The sequence below is a fragment of the Pelodictyon luteolum DSM 273 genome (assembly GCF_000012485.1).
In the GTDB taxonomy this organism is placed as follows: Bacteria; Bacteroidota; Chlorobiia; order Chlorobiales; family Chlorobiaceae; genus Chlorobium; species Chlorobium luteolum.
Genome location: NC_007512.1, coordinates 542,833 through 559,787, shown reverse-complemented (window position 1 = coordinate 559,787; position 16,955 = coordinate 542,833). Strand labels below are relative to the sequence as shown.

Genomic DNA, 16,955 nt, shown 5'->3' with positions numbered 1-16,955 from the left:
ATGATCGACGCAATATCATTCAAAAACGGGACCTTCCGATACCTTGACCAGCGATACCTGCCGCTGCAGGAGCTGCATGTCGAGACAAGGGACCACCGGGAAGCCATAGAGGCCATCAAGACCCTCGCCGTCAGGGGCGCCCCGCTGATCGGCGCTTCGGCAGGCTATACGGTCGTGCTCGGAGTCAACAGCTTCAAGGGATCGAAGGAAGAGTTCCCGGCCTATTTCGGGCAGCTCATCAAGGACGTTGAAGCTTCCCGCCCGACGGCCGTCAACCTCTTCTTCGCCACGAAGAAGATGAAAGCGGTCTACGATGCCAACTTCGAAGGGGACTCCCTTGAGACGCTGAAGACGAAAATGACTGATGAGGCGCACAAGATCTACAATGACGAGGTCGACAACTGCGACCGCATCGCGCGCCACGGTGTCGAGCAGATCAAGCGTGACTGCGCCGACATCCTCAAGACCCGCAAGCTCAATGTCCTGACCCACTGCAACACTGGTACGCTGGCCTGCTGCGGCATCGGCACCGCACTCGGCGTCATCCGCCTGGCGTGGCAGGAGGGGCTGATTGAGCGCGTCATCACCGCAGAAAGCCGCCCGCTCCTTCAGGGACTGCGCCTGACGGCCTGGGAGCTCGAGCATGACGGCATCCCATTCATCTCGATTTCGGACTCCTCATCGGCATTCCTCATGCAGCGCGGCATGATCGATTTCGGCGTTGTCGGCGCAGACCGCATCACAGCCAACGGAGACACAGCCAACAAGATCGGCACTTACGCCCATGCCGTCAGTGCAAACCACCACGGCATTCCCTTCTACATCGCCGCCCCGGTGTCGACCATCGACATCACCCTCAAAGAGGGGGCACAGATTCCGATCGAAGAACGCAACGCCGATGAACTGCGCACCATCTTCGGCACCCAGGTAGCCACCCCGACTACCCCGGTGCTGAACTACGCTTTCGATGTCACACCCGGCACGCTGCTTCGCGGCATCATCACCGAGAAGAAAGCTGTTGTGGGCAACTACGAAACCGGACTCAGGGAGATCTGCAGCTGAAAGGAACAGCATCCCCACGCATATCAATAAGAAGCCGGGCCAATGGCGCCCGGTTTCTTTTTTCCTCAAAGTTGGATATTTCCAATCTTGTTTTTCCAGTTATCCCCTTATTGTCTTACTTTCCAAAGTGACAGACTGAAATCCTGTCCATGAGGGCGTCATCCCGCAGCCCCCCCATCAATAACAGCAGCAACCGCAGCGCACCATGGACATTCTTTTCCTCGCCAGGCTCCAGTTCGCCCTCACCTCGGTATTCCATTTCTTCTTCGTTCCCCTCACCCTTGGCCTCTCGATCTTCACCGCGATCCTTGAAACCGCATGGGTACGCACCGGAAACGAGAAGTACCTGAAGCTCGTACAGTTCTGGGGACGGCTTTTTCTCATCAACTTCGCCGTCGGTGTGGTGACCGGCATTGTCATGGAGTTCCAGTTCGGGATGAACTGGTCGGAGTACTCCCGTTTCGTCGGCGACATTTTCGGTGTGCCGCTGGCCATCGAGGCGCTGCTCGCCTTTTTCATGGAGTCGACATTCCTCGGCATCTGGATCTTCGGCCGGGACCGCCTTCCGAAAGCCGTGCACGCTGCATCAATATGGCTCGTGGCCCTCGGCTCGAACCTTTCGGCACTCTGGATTCTTGTGGCCAACTCCTTCATGCAGGCTCCGGTCGGGTTCAGGATGGCAGCCGACGGCTCGCGGGCTGAAATGACCGACTTCGCGGCACTCCTCTTCAACCCGAACGTCTGGAAACAGTTTCCGCATGTGCTTGCCGGAGGTATCGTCACCGGGGGATTTCTGGTGATCGCCATCAGCGTCTGGCACCTCATGAAAGGCACCAAAGACCGCGAGGCCTTCATTACCTCCATGAAGTTCGGCACCATCTACGCCTTCATCGGCACCATTTTCGTCACCATGGCCGGCCACACCCAGATGCAGCACATCATGAAAACGCAGCCGATGAAGGTGGCTGCGGCCGAGGCGCTCTGGGAAACGGAAAACCCCGCCAGTTTCTCCCTCTTCACCATCGGCAACGAAGAGAAACTTGAGGACGTCTTCTCCATCCGCATTCCCCGACTCCTCTCCTTCCTCGCCTACAACTCGTTCGAGGGCGAAGTAAAGGGAATCCGCGACCTGCAGGCCGAATATGAGACGAAGTACGGCACCGGCAACTACATCCCATCCATCATCACGGCATACTGGAGCTTCCGGTTGATGGTCGGCGCCGGAACCCTCATGCTCTTCGTCTCCCTCCTCGGCCTCTGGAAGGTCTCGAGGGATGATTACCGGTTTTCGCCCTTCATCGGCGCACTCTTCTTCTGGTCGATGCTCCTGCCCTGGATCGCCAATTCAACGGGATGGATCCTGGCGGAAATGGGTCGGCAGCCATGGATTGTTTTCGGCCTCCTGAAAACCGAACAGGCGGTCACGCCGGCTTCGGTGGTCAGCTCCGGGGAGCTCATCCTCTCCATCACCCTCTTCACCCTGCTCTACCTCATGCTCGCTGCGGCCGACCTGTTCCTCATAAGGAAATATGCCGCACTTGGACTTGAGGCTGCCGAATAACCCGTAAAAAAGAACCGACAATGGAACTGCAGACACTCTGGTTTATACTCGTGGCCGTCCTCTTCACCGGTTTCTTCTTCCTCGAAGGCTTTGACTTCGGGGTCGGCATCCTGCTCCCGTTCATCGGCAGAGAGGACCAGGAGCGCCGCGCCCTCATCAATACGATCGGCCCATTCTGGGACGGCAACGAGGTATGGCTCGTCACCGCCGGCGGAGCCATGTTCGCCGCCTTCCCGCACTGGTACGCAACCCTCTTCAGCGGGTTCTACCCTGCTCTTCTCCTCATGCTCGCCGCCATCATATTCAGGGGCGTAGCCTTCGAGTTCCGCAGCAAGCATAAGCATCCGGCATGGCGGAACTTCTGGGACTGGAGCATCTTCGTCGGCAGCGCCGTTCCCGCACTGCTCTGGGGCGTGGCTTTGGCCAACATCATCCGCGGCGTGCCCATCGACGCTTCGATGAACTATGCCGGCGGGTTCCTGAACCTGCTCAATCCCTACGCACTGGCCTGCGGCATCGCATCCCTCCTGATCTTCACCCTGCACGGCGCGGTGTTCCTCACCCTGAAAACCAACGGTGAGATCCGGGAGCGGTCGATGAGGGCTGCAAAATCAGTCTGGCTTCCCGCCGTCGCGCTCTCCTTCGTGTTCATGTTTTACACCTATGTGGAAACCGACCTCTATCTGCACCTCGGCATCAACCCCGGCATCATTCCGGTATTCAGCGTTCTGGCACTGCTCTCAGTGAAGGTGCTGCTCGATAAAAACGCATCCGGCTGGGCCTTCGCCATGACCGGCATCGCAATCGCCTTCTCAAGCGCCACCATTTTCATGGGCCTTTATCCGAGGGTGCTCGTTTCGAGCCTCAATCCCGACTGGAGCCTGACCATACAGAACGCATCATCTTCGCCCTACACGCTCGGCATCATGTCGATGGTGGCACTGATATTCGTCCCTCTAGTGCTCCTCTATCAGGGGTGGAGCTACTGGGTCTTCCGTCAGCGGGTAACGACCGACAGCCACCATGAATACTGATATGGGGAATGGATGAACGAACAATTTACCCCCCGGCATGAATATTGACCGGCGCATGTTCAGCCTCATCGGCGGACACAGGGCGCCCTTCATCCTTTCGATCGCAGCATCCGGCGCAGCGGCCGTCATGGTGATCGGTCAGGCGGCAGCCCTCAGCCGTCTTGTCAATGACGCATTCATTGAAAAAGCTGCTCCGGCGGAACTCGTCCCCTCAATCGGTTTTTTTGCGCTCTTCAGCATTCTGCGCATGCTTCTCGGCTGGCTGGGGCACAACGAGGCGAACCGGGGAACGATTGCCGTCCGCAGAGACCTGTTCGCTCACCTCACCGAGGCCATCGCGCTCCGCGGTCCCATCTACGCCCGTTCACTTCCGAGCGGCCGGCTCAGCACCACCCTCATCAAGGGAGTGGAAGCTCTCGATGCCTATTTCAGCCAGTTCCTCCCGCAGCTGTTCCTCGCGCTTCTGGCGCCGCTCATCATCCTCATTGCCGTCTTCCCCGTGGATCCCGTATCGGGATTCATCCTGCTCGGCACCGCTCCCCTCATCCCGCTCTTCATGGCGCTCATAGGAAAGCGGGCAGGAGCGATGACGGACCGGCAATGGGAGACTCTCAGCCGGATGAGCGGATACTTTCTCGATATGCTGCAGGGCCTGCCGACCCTGAAGCTCTTCGCAAGAAGCCGCAGCCAGCATGACGCCATAGCAGATGCCGGCGAACGGTTCAGGACGGCCACGATGAAGGTGCTCCGGGTCGCATTTCTCTCCTCGCTCACCCTGGAACTGGTCGGAACCATCGGTACGGCCATGATAGCCGTCGCCATCGGCCTGCGTCTCCTGACGGCAGGCCTCGCGTTCCAGACCGCGCTCTTCGTCCTTCTCCTCACCCCGGACTTCTACCTTCCCCTCCGCCAGCTCGGCCTCAAGTTCCATGCCGGCATGGAGGGTGCAAGTGCTTCGAAGGACATCTTCGCAGTCCTTGATGGCCCGGTTGATGACCCGGAGCCGGCAGGGCACCCGAAAATGCCTTTGGCGCACACCATCAAGCCTGACGTGGCTGGCATCAGCCGCTGGGATATCCGGTTCGAAGGGGTCACCTACAGCTACCCCGACAGCAGGGAACCGGCCCTCAGTTCGCTCACCTGCACCATCCCCGCAGGAAAAACTACGGCCGTAACCGGCCCGAGCGGAGCGGGAAAAAGCACCCTCATGAACCTGCTTCTCCGGTTCCAGGATCCATGCTCCGGCACCATCACTGCCGGCGGACGCCCGATCGGTGAGTACCGGGTGGAAGCGTGGCGCGAGCTCATCGCATGGGTCCCCCAGCACCCGTTTCTCTTCAACGACACCCTTAGGGAAAACATCATGATGGCCAACCGCGGCGCGACTGAGGAAACGCTCCGGTATGCCGTCCGCCTGGCAGGGCTCGAGGAACTCGTCAATCGGTTGCCGGCAGGGCTTGATACCCCGGTCGGCGAACAGGGTGTACGGTTCAGCGGAGGAGAGGCCCAGCGCATTGCCCTTGCCCGGGCCTTCATGAAGGATGCCCCGATCCTCGTGCTCGACGAGCCGACGTCGCACACCGATCCGGAACTCGAGGCCGTCCTCCAGAGGGCCATTCGTACCCTCATGCAAGGCCGCACCACCCTTATCATCGCCCACCGACTTGAGACCATCCGCTCCGCGGACGCCATTCTGGTGCTCGAAGGCGGCAGAGGGTCAGCAACCGGCACCCACCGGGAGCTCATGGAGGGCAGCGCCTTCTACCGGAGCGCCTTCCAGAACCCTGAGGAGGCCGGAACATGAACGAGCTCCTCCGCCTCACCCGCATCGTCCGCCCCTGGGCCGGCTGGATGCTCCTTGCAGCCCTTCTCTCGTTTGCGGCAACAGGCAGCGGCATAGGACTGCTCATGACCGCCGCATACCTTATCGCCAAGGCGGCGCTGCAGCCACCGCTGGCCGCCCTGCAGATCGGCATCGTCGGCGTTAGGTTCTTCGGCCTCGCACGCGGCGTGCTGCGCTATCTTGAACGGCTGGCATCCCACGACACCACGTTCCGGATACTCACCAGCCTCCGCCTGTGGTTCTATGACGCACTAGAACCGCTTGCACCGGCACGACTCATGCAGTTCAGGAGCGCCGACCTCCTGCAGAGGATCGTCGATGACATCCAGAGCCTCGAGAACCTTTACACAAGGGTGCTCGCACCTCCTGTGACCGCGTTGCTGACAGCCCTCCTCCTCTGGTTCCTGCTCGGGTTCTGGTCACCGCTTGCCGCATTGATCCTGCTGTTTTTCCATCTGATCGCCGGAATAGGCGTTCCGCTTCTCACTGCCCGACTCAGCCGCGGAACGGCAAGCGGAATCCTGTGCCGGAAGGCTGAGGAACAGATGCTGGCCGTCGACTTCGCACAGGGCCTTGCGGAACTGCAGATGTACGGCGGCGTGGAGCGGCACCGGAATCGTCTGGAACTTGCCGAGTCCGGGAAACTCGCACTCGAACGCAAGAGCTCCCTCATCGACGGCATGCAGGAAACCCTCATCGGGATCCTCATGAATGCCGCGGTCCTCGGCGTTCTCTCTGCCGTCCTGCCGCTGGTATCCGGCGGCACCCTCAGCGGCATCGCGCTCTCCATCGCCACACTCGCCGTCATGGCCTCGTTCGAACCGTTCCTCCCGCTCCCCGGCTCCCTCCGCCACCTTGAAGCCGACATCCATGCCGGCAGGAGGATCTTCGAGATACTCGACGCCACACCCGAAGTGACGGAACCATCCGCCCCCCTGCCCTTAGAGGGAGAGCTTCCGATTGAAGCCAGAGAGCTCTCGTTCACCTATCCGGGAAACCTTCGCCCGGCTCTGGACAGGGTATCGTTCATGATCCCGCAGGGGGCAAGGGTCGCCATCGTCGGGCCCAGCGGATCGGGCAAATCGACCCTCACCGCTCTACTGGTGCGATTCTGGAACCCCGGCAGCGGCATCCTCACGGTTGGCCGTCACCCCATAGCAGCTTACAGCCCCGAAGCGCTTCGACGTCGTATCGCACTCGTCTCCCAGCGGACCTACGTGTTCGCTGAAACCATCCGGGAAAACCTCCTTCTGGCAAGACCCGGAGCCACGGACCATGAGCTCCGGGAAGCGCTCCGGGCTGCCGGACTCGACCACTTCAGGACACGCCTCGACGAGTTCGCAGGGCAGCACGGCATGCAGCTCAGCGGCGGTGAACGACAGCGGCTTGCCATCGCCCGCGCCATCCTGCAGGACGCCCCTGTCGTCATCCTCGACGAAGCAACCGCCAGCCTCGACGCCCCCACTGAACAGGAGGTGCTCCGGCGTATCGAGGAAGCCTCAGAAGGGAAAACCATCATCACCATCACCCACCGCCTGCAGCAGATGGAACGGTTCGGGAACATCCTTGTATTAAAGGACGGGCGGCTCGCCGAAACGGGCACGCATACAGAACTCCTTGAGAAGCAGAGCGTCTATCATACAATGTGGAACATCCAGCATCAATCGATCTTCGTACAGCCAGGAACGGACTGACAGCATTTAACGGATTAACAGCCGTAATCGACTGACAGCATTTATCGGATTAACAGCCGTAATCGACTGACAGCATTTATCGGATTAACAGCCGTAATCGACTGACAGCATTTAACGGATTAACAGCCGTAATCGACTGACAGCATTTAGCGGATTAACAGCCGTAATCGACTAACAGCCATGAACGACAGACAGCAACAAAGCGACACAGGCGCAAAAAAACGCATATTCGTCGTCGGAGCAACCGGATACATCGGGAAATTCGTCACCAGGGAGCTGGTGGCGCGGGGCCACGAGGTGGTGAGTTTTGCACGACCACGCTCGGGGGTGGATGCGGCCACGACGGCAGAAGAGACACGGCGGCAGCTGGCGGGCTCGGAGGTCCGCTTTGGCGACGTCGGTGATCTGCAGTCGATCCTCAGGGAAGGAATCAGGGGGGAGCATTTCGACGCTGTCTATTCATGCCTTACCTCGCGCACCGGCGGTATCGAGGATGCATGGAACATTGACTACCGGGCAACGAAAAACGCACTTGAGGCCGGCATTAAGGCTGGAATCACACACTTCGTCCTGCTCTCGGCCATCTGTGTACAGAAACCCATGCTGGAGTTCCAGCACGCAAAGCTGAAATTCGAGGCTGAGTTGATGGCGTCCGGGGTGTCATACTCGATCGTTCGCCCGACGGCCTTCTTCAAGTCGATTGCCGGACAGGTGGAGTCGGTGAAGAATGGCAAACCCTATGTAATGTTTGCCGATGGAGAGCTCACACGCTGCAAACCCATCAGTGAAGCCGATCTTGCCCGCTTCATGGCCGACTGCATCGAGAACCCATCGCTGCAGAACCGCATCCTCCCGATCGGGGGACCGGGGAAAGCCATTTCGGCCAGAGAACAGGGTGCAATGCTCTTTGAGCTTCTGGGGAAGGAGCCGAAGTTCAAGAAGGTTCCGATACAGATCTTCGACGTCATCATACCCGTCCTCACCATGCTCTCGAAGTTCATCCCGAAGCTTCGCGACAAGGCCGAGTTCGCCCGTATCGGCAAGTACTACTGCTCAGAATCCATGCTCCTCTTCAACCACGAGACCGGAAGGTACGACGAAGAGGCAACGCCCTCATACGGCACCGATACTCTCCGCGACTTCTATGCCCGCGTGCTGAAAGAGGGACTCAAGGGCCAGGAACTTGGAGCCCACAGCATGTTCTAGTCTACAGGGGAAAGGGTCGGTTGCCAAGAAGTTGATCGAAATCCACCGGAAACGACGGTTCAATCCGCCCCTGGCTATCCATGCCCTCGGGCATCGGGTGCACCCCGACCGGAAACGCATCGTGGCGCAGCAGGTACTCAAGGAGCCATCCCGTCAACCGGTAGAACCCCGATGGTTTTGCCGTCGGCGAGCCGGCCCGGGGGTTCGGCGGTTTTCCAACCGCCCACTCCCCGACGATGCCATCCACCATTGCCCGGTACCTGGCCTCCCGCTCATCATGCTCTTGCATCTTCTGCCTCCGTTAGTGTTGGTATCCCCTGCCTGCCCTGATATCCTGCATTCACTTGGTGCCAGCCGGCACGCCGGTCTGGCTGACCTTGCGGATCCGGGACGCATCGAACCCCATCGCGGCCGCTTTCGCTTTGAGCTCTTCGAGCAGCTCGGGCTCCATCACGGGATGGCGTGCAAGGATCCACAGGAGGTCGCGGTCATGGCCGGAGACAAGCGCCCACCGGTAGCCTTCGTGATCGAGGGCAAGCACGTTGTAGCTCGCGTAGAAGGGGCCGAAAAACGATACCTTCAGTGCACCGCGTTCGACCGGCCCGGCGAACTTCGCCCTCCCGTTGACGCTTTTCCACTGCTGCCTCTCGGTATCGAACCCCCGGTTCTCCACCCTGACCGATCCATCGTCGTCAAGACGGTAGGTGGCCGATACCTCTTCGAAGTTTTTTTCGAACGAGTTGTCGATACGGGCGATCTCGTACCAGGTGCCGAGATAGCTCTCGAGCGAAAAGTCCTCAACGACCTGCAGCCCGTCAGGCACGCCCGTGCATCCTGCCGGCAGGAACAGAAGCAAACAGAGCGCCCGTTTCAGAATGGCGGTGATCTTCATGGCGTTTCCTCCTCGTTATCGGTTATCCGGCAGACTTCGCCGGGGTATTCAATCTCCACAGTCGAATGCTCGATGCCGTGGCTTTGGACCAGGCCGGCTATCCGCTTTTTGAGCTCGATGTATGCGCAGGCATCAAGTTCCGGGTCCACCTGCAGGTGTGCGGTAAACACACGGTGCGTGCCGTCAAGCGACCAGATATGGGCATTGTGGACTCCCCTTACACCGTCCAGCGCTTCAGCCTCCCTTACCACTGCCTGCAGGCTGATGCCATCCGGCACGGCCTGAAGGAAAACCGGCACCATCGAACGAAGGTTCTTCAGGGCGCCGTACAGGATGAAGAGGGTTATGGCGATGGCAAGGATGGGGTCGAGCACGGGAATGTCCCAGAACAGGAGCACAACTGCCACAACCAGCACCGCCACCCAGCCGAGCACGTCCTCAAGCAGGTGGAGGGTAACGACCCGGGCGTTCATGCCGCCTGTTTTCCGGAGTCGGAGCATGGCCAGAAAGTTGACACTGACGCCGGCCACGGCAAGCAGCGCCATGCCGCCCGCGTCCGGGGTGCCGGGAGCGAAGATCTTCGGAATCGCCTGAAGGAGAACGAATATGGAACCCCCGAAAAGGATCAGGGCACTGATGAGCGCACCGACGAGCGAGAAGCGCCGATAGCCGTATGAGTAACGTTCGCTGCTCCCCGACAGGGAAAGCTTTTCGAAATACCATGCCTGACCGAAAGCGAATGAGTCGCCAAGGTCATGGACCGCATCGGCCAGAATTGCCGTACTCCCCGTCAGCCAGCCGCCGACGAACTCCACCAGCGTAAAGGCGAGGTTGAGGAAAAAAGCGGTCCCTATATCACCCGCGGCTTGATGATGATGGTGAGGGTGGCTGTGTCCTGCACTCATGAGGATCTCCGTTCAGTCAAACACAATGGTCTTGCGACCGTTGAGGAGGATGCGGTGTTCAGCATGCAGGCGCACTGCCCGGGCCAGCACCATCCGTTCCAGGTCACGCCCGCGGCGGATGAGTCCCTGAAGGGTGTCGCGGTGGGTCACCCGCATGATGTCCTGCTCGATGATGGGCCCCTGGTCGAGTTCCTCGGTGACATAGTGGCAGGTGGCGCCGATGATTTTCACTCCTCGCTCATACGCCTGCCTGTAGGGATTACCGCCGACAAACGCCGGAAGGAAGGAGTGGTGGATGTTGATGGCCCGTCCGTGCCAGCGGCGGGCGAACGAGGGGGAAAGCACCTGCATGTAACGGGCGAGCACGATGGCGTCGATATCGTTGGCATCCAGAAGAGCCTGCTGTTCTGCCTCCACATCGGCCCGGGTATCGGCCGTCACCCGAAACTGGTGAAAAGGAATGCCGTAGTGGGCGGCAAGGGGCTCAAGGTCGGGATGGTTGGAAATCACGAGAGGGATCTCGGCGGAAAACTCACCCATGCTGTAACGCCAGAGAAGTTCCTGCAGGCAGTGATCGTAACGGGAGACGAAAATGGCGAAGCGGGTGGGGCGGCCTGTGAAGCGGATGTTCCATGATGCCTCGAATTCGGTGCCGAGAGGGCGGAAAGCATCCTCTAGCGCTGAAACAGGAATGGTGAGCCGGTCGGTGCTCCATGAAACCCGGATGAAGAACATTCCCTCCCCGGCATCGACATGCTCGTCGAGGTCGATGATGTTGCCGCCCCGTTCATAGATGAAATGAGAAATGCGAGAGACGAGGCCGCGCCGGTCGCGGCAGGAAAGCAACAGGATGGCCGTGGGGTTTGGTTCTTGATGCATGGGTATGGAGAGCATGAATGAGGAGGAGTGCAAAAGAGCTCCATTTCTTGTATATTTATGTTTTTTCAACGCGAGTTCCACCATAAATAAATCCTGCCCCGCGGGGTTTTTCCGGCATGCGGTCCCATCCGCAGTCCTTCGGCCCATGAGCACACAATCCCGATACGCGATATCCACCGCCATCGTCCTTATTGCAAGCGCCCTCTCATTTACCTTTCTGGACCGCCAGACAGCACTGTTCTACCGTGCCCTCGACACCCCGCCGTGGCATGAGGTTTTCGATACCATCACCCGGTTCGGCCAATCGGAGTGGTACCTCGTCCCCGGCCTGATCCTCTATGTACTCTTCCGTAAATCACGACCGACCCTCTCCTGGACAGCCCTTTTCGTTTTCGCCGTGACGGCCGTGTCGGGCATCGCAGCCAACATTGTGAAGTTCATCCTCGGCAGGGCACGGCCCGGACTATTCTTCCAGGAAGGCGTTTACGGGCTCGACTGGTTCAACGCCGCGCACGCCTGGACCTCGTTCCCCTCCGGCCATTCGGCAACGGCCTTTAGCGTCGCCGCCGCTCTTGTCCTGATCTATCCCGGCGCAGCGCCTCTGTTCTATGGCGCAGCAGCCATCATCGCCTTCAGCCGCATCTTCCTCGGGCAGCACTACCTCTCGGACGTCATTGCAGGCTCGTTCCTCGGCATCGCCACAAGCCTCATTCTCTACAACCGGTACTTCAAACAGCGCATCCATGCTCCCCAAGAGCTCAAGCCGTGAATCGGCAATCTTCGCCGGGCTTCTGGCGTTCATCCTTGCCCTCACCTGCTTTGCGGTGCTCGGTCAGGCACCGCTTTTCGATGTGGACGAAGGCGCGTTCAGCGAAGCCACCCGGGAGATGCTCCAAAGCGGCAACTACGTAACCACCTATCTGAACGGAGTCCCCCGCTTCGACAAACCGGTCCTGATCTACTGGCTGCAGCTGCTCTCCATCCGGACGTTCGGGATCACCGAGTTCGCCTTCCGCCTTCCCTCAGCCCTTGCGGCAGCCGGATGGGCTTTCGCCCTGTTCCTGCATGAAGCACGCCGCAACGGAGCGCGCCGTGCGTTTCTGGCTGCAGCCATGCTGGTCCTCTCCCTGCAGGTGACCATCATCGCGAAGGCTGCCATTGCCGATGCCCTGCTCAATCTCTGCCTTGCAGGCACCATGCTGGCAATCCTAAGCCACTACAGGACGCAGTCGAAGGCATCTCTCCTCCTGGCCTATGCCGCCATGGGATTCGGCATGCTGACCAAGGGCCCTGTGGCGGTCCTCATCCCCCTTGCCGCGACGTTCTTCTTCCAGCTCAGCCAACGAAGCCTCGGCGCCTGGTTCCGGATGGTGCTGAACCCGGCAGGCATCCTGCTGTTCCTCGCAATCACCCTACCCTGGTATGTCATGGAGTACCGGGCCGAAGGGATGGCCTTCATAGAGGGCTTTTTCTTCAAGCACAACGTCGACCGGTTCAGCACCTCGCTGGAAGGCCACTCCGGCTCACTCTTTTACTATGTGCCGGTCGTCCTTATCGGCCTCATGCCTTTCACGGGGCTGCTCTACACCGTTGTACGCAACTTCAGGACGCTTGCCGGGGACCCTGAAAACCGACTGCTCGGAATCTGGACACTGTTCGTGTTCGTCTTCTTTTCGCTCTCCGGCACGAAACTGCCGCACTACATGATCTACGGCTACACGCCCCTCTTCCTCCTCATGGCCCGGGCCCTCCATATGGCGAAGCGCCCGGCCCTTACCCTGCTCTGGCCGCTCCTCCTGCTCGGCGCCCTCGCCGTCCTCCCGCAGGCACTTCCTGCCGCTGAGGAGCTGGCCGGCGACGCCTATGTCCGCGACGTGCTCCATGCAGCCCGGGAACTCCTCGGCCAGCGCCATATCCAGCTCACCCTGCTTGCTGCAGCTACGATGTCGGCGCTGGCACTCATCCGGCCAGTCCCTGTAGAGTTCCGGCTCATCGCTTCGGGTGTTGTGTTCGCCCTCTACATCAACATGCATGTCATGCCGACGGCGGGCCGGCTCATGCAGGAACCGGTAAAAGAGGCGGCACTGCTGGCAAAACAGAAGGGCTGGGAAATCGTGATGTGGGAGGTCGATTACCCCTCTTTTTTAGTATATTCGGAGTCATTTGCCCAGAAACGAGCCCCCGTTAGGGGCGAAGTGGTACTGACCACGTCGAAGCAGCTTGAGCGGCTGAAGAACCCGGTCGTGCTCTTCAGGAAAAACGGCATCGTCCTTCTGAGAACCACCCAATGAATGAAACCCCTGTCATGAAACTCTCAGTCGTCATACCGGTCATGAACGAAGAGGAGAGCATCAAGCCACTCTTCGATGCCCTCCACTCGGCACTTTCGAGGGTAGAGCATGAAATCGTTCTGGTCGACGACGGATCCTCGGACGGCACGGTCGCCACGATCGAAGCCCTCAGGACACCGAACGTGAAGCTCGTGGTACTGAACAAGAACTACGGACAGACCACGGCAATGGCTGCAGGCATCGCAGAAGCCGAAGGGGAGCTCATCGCCACCATGGATGGCGATCTGCAGAACGACCCCGGCGACATCCCGATGATGATGCAGTACCTTCATGACCACGACCTCGACGTCGTTGCAGGAAGGCGGGCCGGCCGCAAGGACGGCATGATGCTGCGAAAGATCCCGAGCGCAATTGCCAACGCCATCATCCGCAACATGACGGACGTCCACATCCGCGACTACGGCTGCACCCTGAAAGTGTTCAAACAGGATGTTGCAAAGAACCTCGGGCTGTACGGCGAGCTCCACCGGTTCATTCCGGTGCTCGTCCAGCTATACGGGGCGAAAATGGAAGAGGTCGACGTTCGCCACCACGCAAGGAAGTTCGGCACATCGAAATACGGGATCGGAAGAACCTTCAAGGTACTCAGCGACCTGCTTTTCATGGTCTTCTTCCAGAAATACAGCCAGCGCCCGATGCACCTGTTCGGGACCCTCGGGTTCCTCTCGCTCTTCATCGGTCTGGCGATGAACCTCTATCTGCTCACGGTAAAGATTCTCGGAGAGGACATCGGCAGCCGTCCGCTGCTCTCGCTCGGCATCATCCTGACATTCATCGGCATCCAGCTCATCACCACGGGCTTCATTGCCGAGTTCATCATGCGGACCTACTATGAGTCGCAGAACAAGAAACCCTACATCATCCGGAAAATCGTTGGCAAACACTAGTTCCGGCATCAAAAAGATGCTCAAGGCGGCGGTCCAGGTACTCGTTACCCTCGCCGCCCTCTACCTGGTCCTGCAGAAAACCGATGTCCGCCAGATCGGTACGGTCATAGGCAGCTCCAACCTCTGGTACATCCTCTGTGCAATCCTGTTTTTCAACCTTTCGAAGCTCTTCAACGCCGTCAGGCTGAACCGGTTCTTCAAAGCCGTCGGACTCAACCTCTCCTGGGCCTACAACCTGAAGCTCTATTACCTGGGGATGTTCTACAACCTCTTCCTGCCGGGTGGGGTCGGCGGGGACGGATACAAGATCTTCGTCCTGCAGAAAAACCACCGGGTCAAGACCATCAACGTCTTTCACGCCGTATTCTGGGACCGGCTTACCGGCATCATCGCACTCATTTTTCTCGGCCTCATTCTCCTGCTGCCAAGCTCGTTCGCCAGCACGATGCCCGAAGCTGTACCCTATGCATGGGCTGGGCTTCTGGCAGTCTATCCCCTCGCCTACGTCCTGAACCGTTTCGTCTACCGCCAGTTCCTTGACCTGTTTGCCATTACGGCACTTGAATCCGTCATGGTGCAGGCCGCCCAGGCCGCCACGGCGTTCTTCATCCTGCAGGCCCTGGCACCCGGCACCCACAGCATCGACTATCTGGCCATCTTCATGATCTCGACGGTGGCGACCATCCTGCCGATCACGGTCGGCGGTGCGGGCGCCAGAGAGGTTACCTTCTATTACATGCTGAGCCACATCAACCTCGACGCCAGCCTCGGCATCGCCCTCTCACTGGTCTTCTTCGGGATATCGGCCATATCATCCCTGCCGGGGATACTCCTCAGGATACGGCACGAAGCCAGCATACCCGAAGCAACGGAAGCGGCCTGAACCATCCCCGATCAGGCGATGGAAGTCGAGACATCAAGGTCGTACAGGCGGCACTGCAGCTGGGCACGACCGTTCCACACCCTGTTTTCAAGCGAATAGGCCATTGAAAACACCGCACCGGAATCGCCCTGCAGAGCATCGTATACGTCGCGGCGGTCGAAGCCGATGACGTCGAAGAACCGCCCGCTGCCGTCGCGGACACTGAACTTCACATGCCGCTCCTTCAGGAGCCGCGGCCTTCCGTGAACCCGGAGGCCCTTTGTCATGAACACCGGCTCGCGGTTGCCGAACCCGTGGGGGGAGAACTGCTCAAGCACCCTGATGAACTTCTCTCCGGCATCTTCAAGCCGGAGTTCGGAGTCTATCACGAGCTCTTTCTGGCGCTCACGGATACCGAGACGTGAGGCCGAGGCCGCATCGAAACGCTTCCTGAATGCAGAAAGGTTCTCGGGAAGCAATGTGACGCCGGCCGCCTGCCGGTGCCCCCCGAACTGCAGGAGAAGGTCTCCGCATTCCTCCAGCACCCCGTAAACGTCCAGGCCTTCCACACTCCTGACCGATCCTTTCACCAGGCCGTTCATTCCGCCCATGATGACCGTCGGGAGGTAATGGCGCTCAAGCATCTTCGAGGCCACGATACCGAGCACTCCGATGTGCCAGGACTCGTCATACAGGACAATGGAGGAGCAGTAGGATGCGAAATGCCCGTCGAGCATCTTTTCGGCCTTCTCCATGATATCGGCATCGGTTTGACGCCGCAGGGTGTTGAGCTCCTCGAGACCATCAGCGTGGAGTCTGGCATCGGCAGCGGACTCCGAAAGCAGCCATTCCATGGCTCTCTGCGCAGAACCCATGCGCCCCGCGGCATTGATGCGAGGCGCGATGCCGAAGGCGATGTTGAACATGCCGACCTCTTTGGGGGCAACCTTCATCACACGGAACATTTCCTGGAGACTCATTGCTGGAGCCGACTGTATCCGGACGAGACCCTCGCGGACCAGCACCCGGTTCTCGTCAGTAAGCTCCACCATATCGGCAGCCGTAGCGATGGCCACATAGTCCAGATACTCCCGCCAGGCTTTTTCACCATCTCCCGTCTCATCGGCAATGGCCTGAATGAACTTGAATGCCACCCCGCAGCCGCAGAGTTCACGGAAGGGATAGCGGCAGCCGGGAACCTTGGGGTTGAGGATTGCCACTGCCTCCGGAAGGATGTCGGGTTCATGGTGGTCGCAGACGATCACATCCATACCGAGCCCCCGGGCACGGCTCACGGCCTCATTTGCGCGGATGCCGCAGTCGACGGTGATGACAAGCCCCACGCCCCTTGAGGCCGCGGCGTCGATGCCTTCCGGAGAGATGCCGTAGCCCTCCTGGAACCGGTCATTGATGTACCATGACACTTCGGCACCGAGTCCCCCGAGAAACCGGTGGAGCATTGCCGTCCCGGTCGTACCGTCGACATCGTAGTCGCCGTAGAGCATGATCTTCTCCCCTTCCCGGACGGCTTTCAGCACCCGCTTGACGGCAATTTCCATGTCACCGAGAAGCAGCGGGGAATGCAGGCTTTCGAAAGAGGCCCTGAAAAAGTTTCTGGCGGCATCGAAGGTGTCGATGCCCCGGTTGAGAAGCGCCCGGGCCAGGGGCGCTGAGACATTTATGGATTCCATCATGGCGGCAACCGCGGCATCATCTGCGGAAAGAATGGTCCAGCGGAATCGTTTCATTGAGGGTCTCTGGGGAAGGTTGCCTGAAGCA

The 16,955-nt window shown here is 59.6% G+C and carries 15 protein-coding genes; 10 read left to right on the top strand and 5 right to left on the bottom strand.

Translation table 11 applies throughout. The features are described 5' to 3' along the window. The 6 genes from mtnA to PLUT_RS02440 all read left to right on the top strand — a co-directional run bounded on the left by mtnA (position 1) and on the right by PLUT_RS02440 (position 8,400). The gene (gene mtnA, locus PLUT_RS02465; protein ID WP_011357239.1) at positions 1–1,062 is read left to right on the top strand and encodes an S-methyl-5-thioribose-1-phosphate isomerase; all 1,062 of its coding nucleotides are present in this window, start codon (positions 1–3) and stop codon (positions 1,060–1,062) included. 205 nt (positions 1,063–1,267) lie between these two features. Then, complete coding sequence (locus tag PLUT_RS02460; RefSeq protein ID WP_011357238.1) at positions 1,268–2,623, top strand: cytochrome ubiquinol oxidase subunit I; 1,356 nt, start codon at positions 1,268–1,270, stop codon at positions 2,621–2,623. Between the two features lie 20 nt (positions 2,624–2,643). Beyond that, positions 2,644–3,657, top strand: coding sequence for a cytochrome d ubiquinol oxidase subunit II (cydB, locus tag PLUT_RS02455; protein WP_011357237.1), 1,014 nt, complete (start codon positions 2,644–2,646; stop codon positions 3,655–3,657). Between the two features lie 37 nt (positions 3,658–3,694). Continuing rightward, positions 3,695–5,461 carry a thiol reductant ABC exporter subunit CydD gene (cydD, locus tag PLUT_RS02450; RefSeq protein WP_011357236.1) on the top strand — a complete coding sequence of 589 codons (1,767 nt, stop codon included), beginning with the start codon at positions 3,695–3,697 and terminating at the stop codon, positions 5,459–5,461. Beyond that, the gene (gene cydC, locus PLUT_RS02445) at positions 5,458–7,194 is read left to right on the top strand and encodes a thiol reductant ABC exporter subunit CydC (protein ID WP_011357235.1); all 1,737 of its coding nucleotides are present in this window, start codon (positions 5,458–5,460) and stop codon (positions 7,192–7,194) included. The genes cydD and cydC overlap by 4 nt, the downstream gene beginning before the upstream one ends. Before the next feature lie 180 nt (positions 7,195–7,374). After that, complete coding sequence (locus PLUT_RS02440; RefSeq protein ID WP_011357234.1) at positions 7,375–8,400, top strand: NAD(P)-dependent oxidoreductase; 1,026 nt, start codon at positions 7,375–7,377, stop codon at positions 8,398–8,400. Position 8,401: 1 nt separating this feature from the next. Here PLUT_RS02440 and PLUT_RS02435 read toward each other — a convergent pair whose 3' ends face one another. The 4 genes from PLUT_RS02435 to purU are packed head-to-tail and all read right to left on the bottom strand — an operon-like array spanning position 8,402 to position 11,076. Beyond that, a complete protein-coding gene (locus PLUT_RS02435) occupies positions 8,402–8,689 on the bottom strand; it encodes a hypothetical protein (protein ID WP_011357233.1) in 288 nt (95 codons plus the stop codon). Between the two features lie 51 nt (positions 8,690–8,740). Then, positions 8,741–9,292 carry a lipocalin family protein gene (locus tag PLUT_RS02430; RefSeq protein ID WP_011357232.1) on the bottom strand — a complete coding sequence of 184 codons (552 nt, stop codon included), beginning with the start codon at positions 9,290–9,292 and terminating at the stop codon, positions 8,741–8,743. Then, complete coding sequence (locus PLUT_RS02425; RefSeq protein ID WP_011357231.1) at positions 9,289–10,197, bottom strand: cation diffusion facilitator family transporter; 909 nt, start codon at positions 10,195–10,197, stop codon at positions 9,289–9,291. Before PLUT_RS02425 ends, PLUT_RS02430 begins: the two co-directional genes overlap by 4 nt. 12 nt (positions 10,198–10,209) lie before the next feature. After that, positions 10,210–11,076, bottom strand: coding sequence for a formyltetrahydrofolate deformylase (gene purU / locus PLUT_RS02420; RefSeq protein WP_041464001.1), 867 nt, complete (start codon positions 11,074–11,076; stop codon positions 10,210–10,212). A gap of 145 nt (positions 11,077–11,221) precedes the next feature. Between purU and PLUT_RS02415 the strand changes: the two genes are divergently transcribed. From PLUT_RS02415 to PLUT_RS02400, 4 genes are read left to right on the top strand one after another with little or no spacing between them, the layout of a single operon-like run. Next, positions 11,222–11,845 (top strand): phosphatase PAP2 family protein, encoded by a 624-nt coding sequence (locus PLUT_RS02415; protein WP_011357229.1) that lies wholly within the window; start codon positions 11,222–11,224, stop codon positions 11,843–11,845. Beyond that, positions 11,820–13,367: an ArnT family glycosyltransferase gene (locus PLUT_RS02410; RefSeq protein WP_011357228.1), complete on the top strand. Its 1,548-nt coding sequence runs from the start codon at positions 11,820–11,822 to the stop codon at positions 13,365–13,367. Before PLUT_RS02415 ends, PLUT_RS02410 begins: the two co-directional genes overlap by 26 nt. Before the next feature lie 14 nt (positions 13,368–13,381). Beyond that, positions 13,382–14,314 (top strand): glycosyltransferase family 2 protein, encoded by a 933-nt coding sequence (locus tag PLUT_RS02405; protein ID WP_011357227.1) that lies wholly within the window; start codon positions 13,382–13,384, stop codon positions 14,312–14,314. Next, the gene (locus PLUT_RS02400) at positions 14,301–15,197 is read left to right on the top strand and encodes a lysylphosphatidylglycerol synthase transmembrane domain-containing protein (protein ID WP_162010060.1); all 897 of its coding nucleotides are present in this window, start codon (positions 14,301–14,303) and stop codon (positions 15,195–15,197) included. Before PLUT_RS02405 ends, PLUT_RS02400 begins: the two co-directional genes overlap by 14 nt. 11 nt (positions 15,198–15,208) lie before the next feature. Here the strand turns inward: PLUT_RS02400 and recJ are convergent, their stop codons facing one another. Further along, positions 15,209–16,924: a single-stranded-DNA-specific exonuclease RecJ gene (gene recJ / locus PLUT_RS02395; RefSeq protein ID WP_011357225.1), complete on the bottom strand. Its 1,716-nt coding sequence runs from the start codon at positions 16,922–16,924 to the stop codon at positions 15,209–15,211. Between the last annotated feature and the right edge of the window lie 31 nt (positions 16,925–16,955).

What these genes read in the sequence shown, in the direction of transcription:
- mtnA (WP_011357239.1), top strand. Translation starts at nt 1, where the DNA reads ATGATCGACGCAATATCATTCAAAAACGGGACCTTCCGATACCTTGAC.
- PLUT_RS02460 (WP_011357238.1), top strand. Translation starts at nt 1,268, where the DNA reads ATGGACATTCTTTTCCTCGCCAGGCTCCAGTTCGCCCTCACCTCGGTA.
- cydB (WP_011357237.1), top strand. Translation starts at nt 2,644, where the DNA reads ATGGAACTGCAGACACTCTGGTTTATACTCGTGGCCGTCCTCTTCACC.
- cydD (WP_011357236.1), top strand. Translation starts at nt 3,695, where the DNA reads ATGAATATTGACCGGCGCATGTTCAGCCTCATCGGCGGACACAGGGCG.
- cydC (WP_011357235.1), top strand. Translation starts at nt 5,458, where the DNA reads ATGAACGAGCTCCTCCGCCTCACCCGCATCGTCCGCCCCTGGGCCGGC.
- PLUT_RS02440 (WP_011357234.1), top strand. Translation starts at nt 7,375, where the DNA reads ATGAACGACAGACAGCAACAAAGCGACACAGGCGCAAAAAAACGCATA.
- PLUT_RS02435 (WP_011357233.1), bottom strand. Translation starts at nt 8,689, where the DNA reads ATGCAAGAGCATGATGAGCGGGAGGCCAGGTACCGGGCAATGGTGGAT.
- PLUT_RS02430 (WP_011357232.1), bottom strand. Translation starts at nt 9,292, where the DNA reads ATGAAGATCACCGCCATTCTGAAACGGGCGCTCTGTTTGCTTCTGTTC.
- PLUT_RS02425 (WP_011357231.1), bottom strand. Translation starts at nt 10,197, where the DNA reads ATGAGTGCAGGACACAGCCACCCTCACCATCATCATCAAGCCGCGGGT.
- purU (WP_041464001.1), bottom strand. Translation starts at nt 11,076, where the DNA reads ATGCATCAAGAACCAAACCCCACGGCCATCCTGTTGCTTTCCTGCCGC.
- PLUT_RS02415 (WP_011357229.1), top strand. Translation starts at nt 11,222, where the DNA reads ATGAGCACACAATCCCGATACGCGATATCCACCGCCATCGTCCTTATT.
- PLUT_RS02410 (WP_011357228.1), top strand. Translation starts at nt 11,820, where the DNA reads ATGCTCCCCAAGAGCTCAAGCCGTGAATCGGCAATCTTCGCCGGGCTT.
- PLUT_RS02405 (WP_011357227.1), top strand. Translation starts at nt 13,382, where the DNA reads ATGAAACTCTCAGTCGTCATACCGGTCATGAACGAAGAGGAGAGCATC.
- recJ (WP_011357225.1), bottom strand. Translation starts at nt 16,924, where the DNA reads ATGAAACGATTCCGCTGGACCATTCTTTCCGCAGATGATGCCGCGGTT.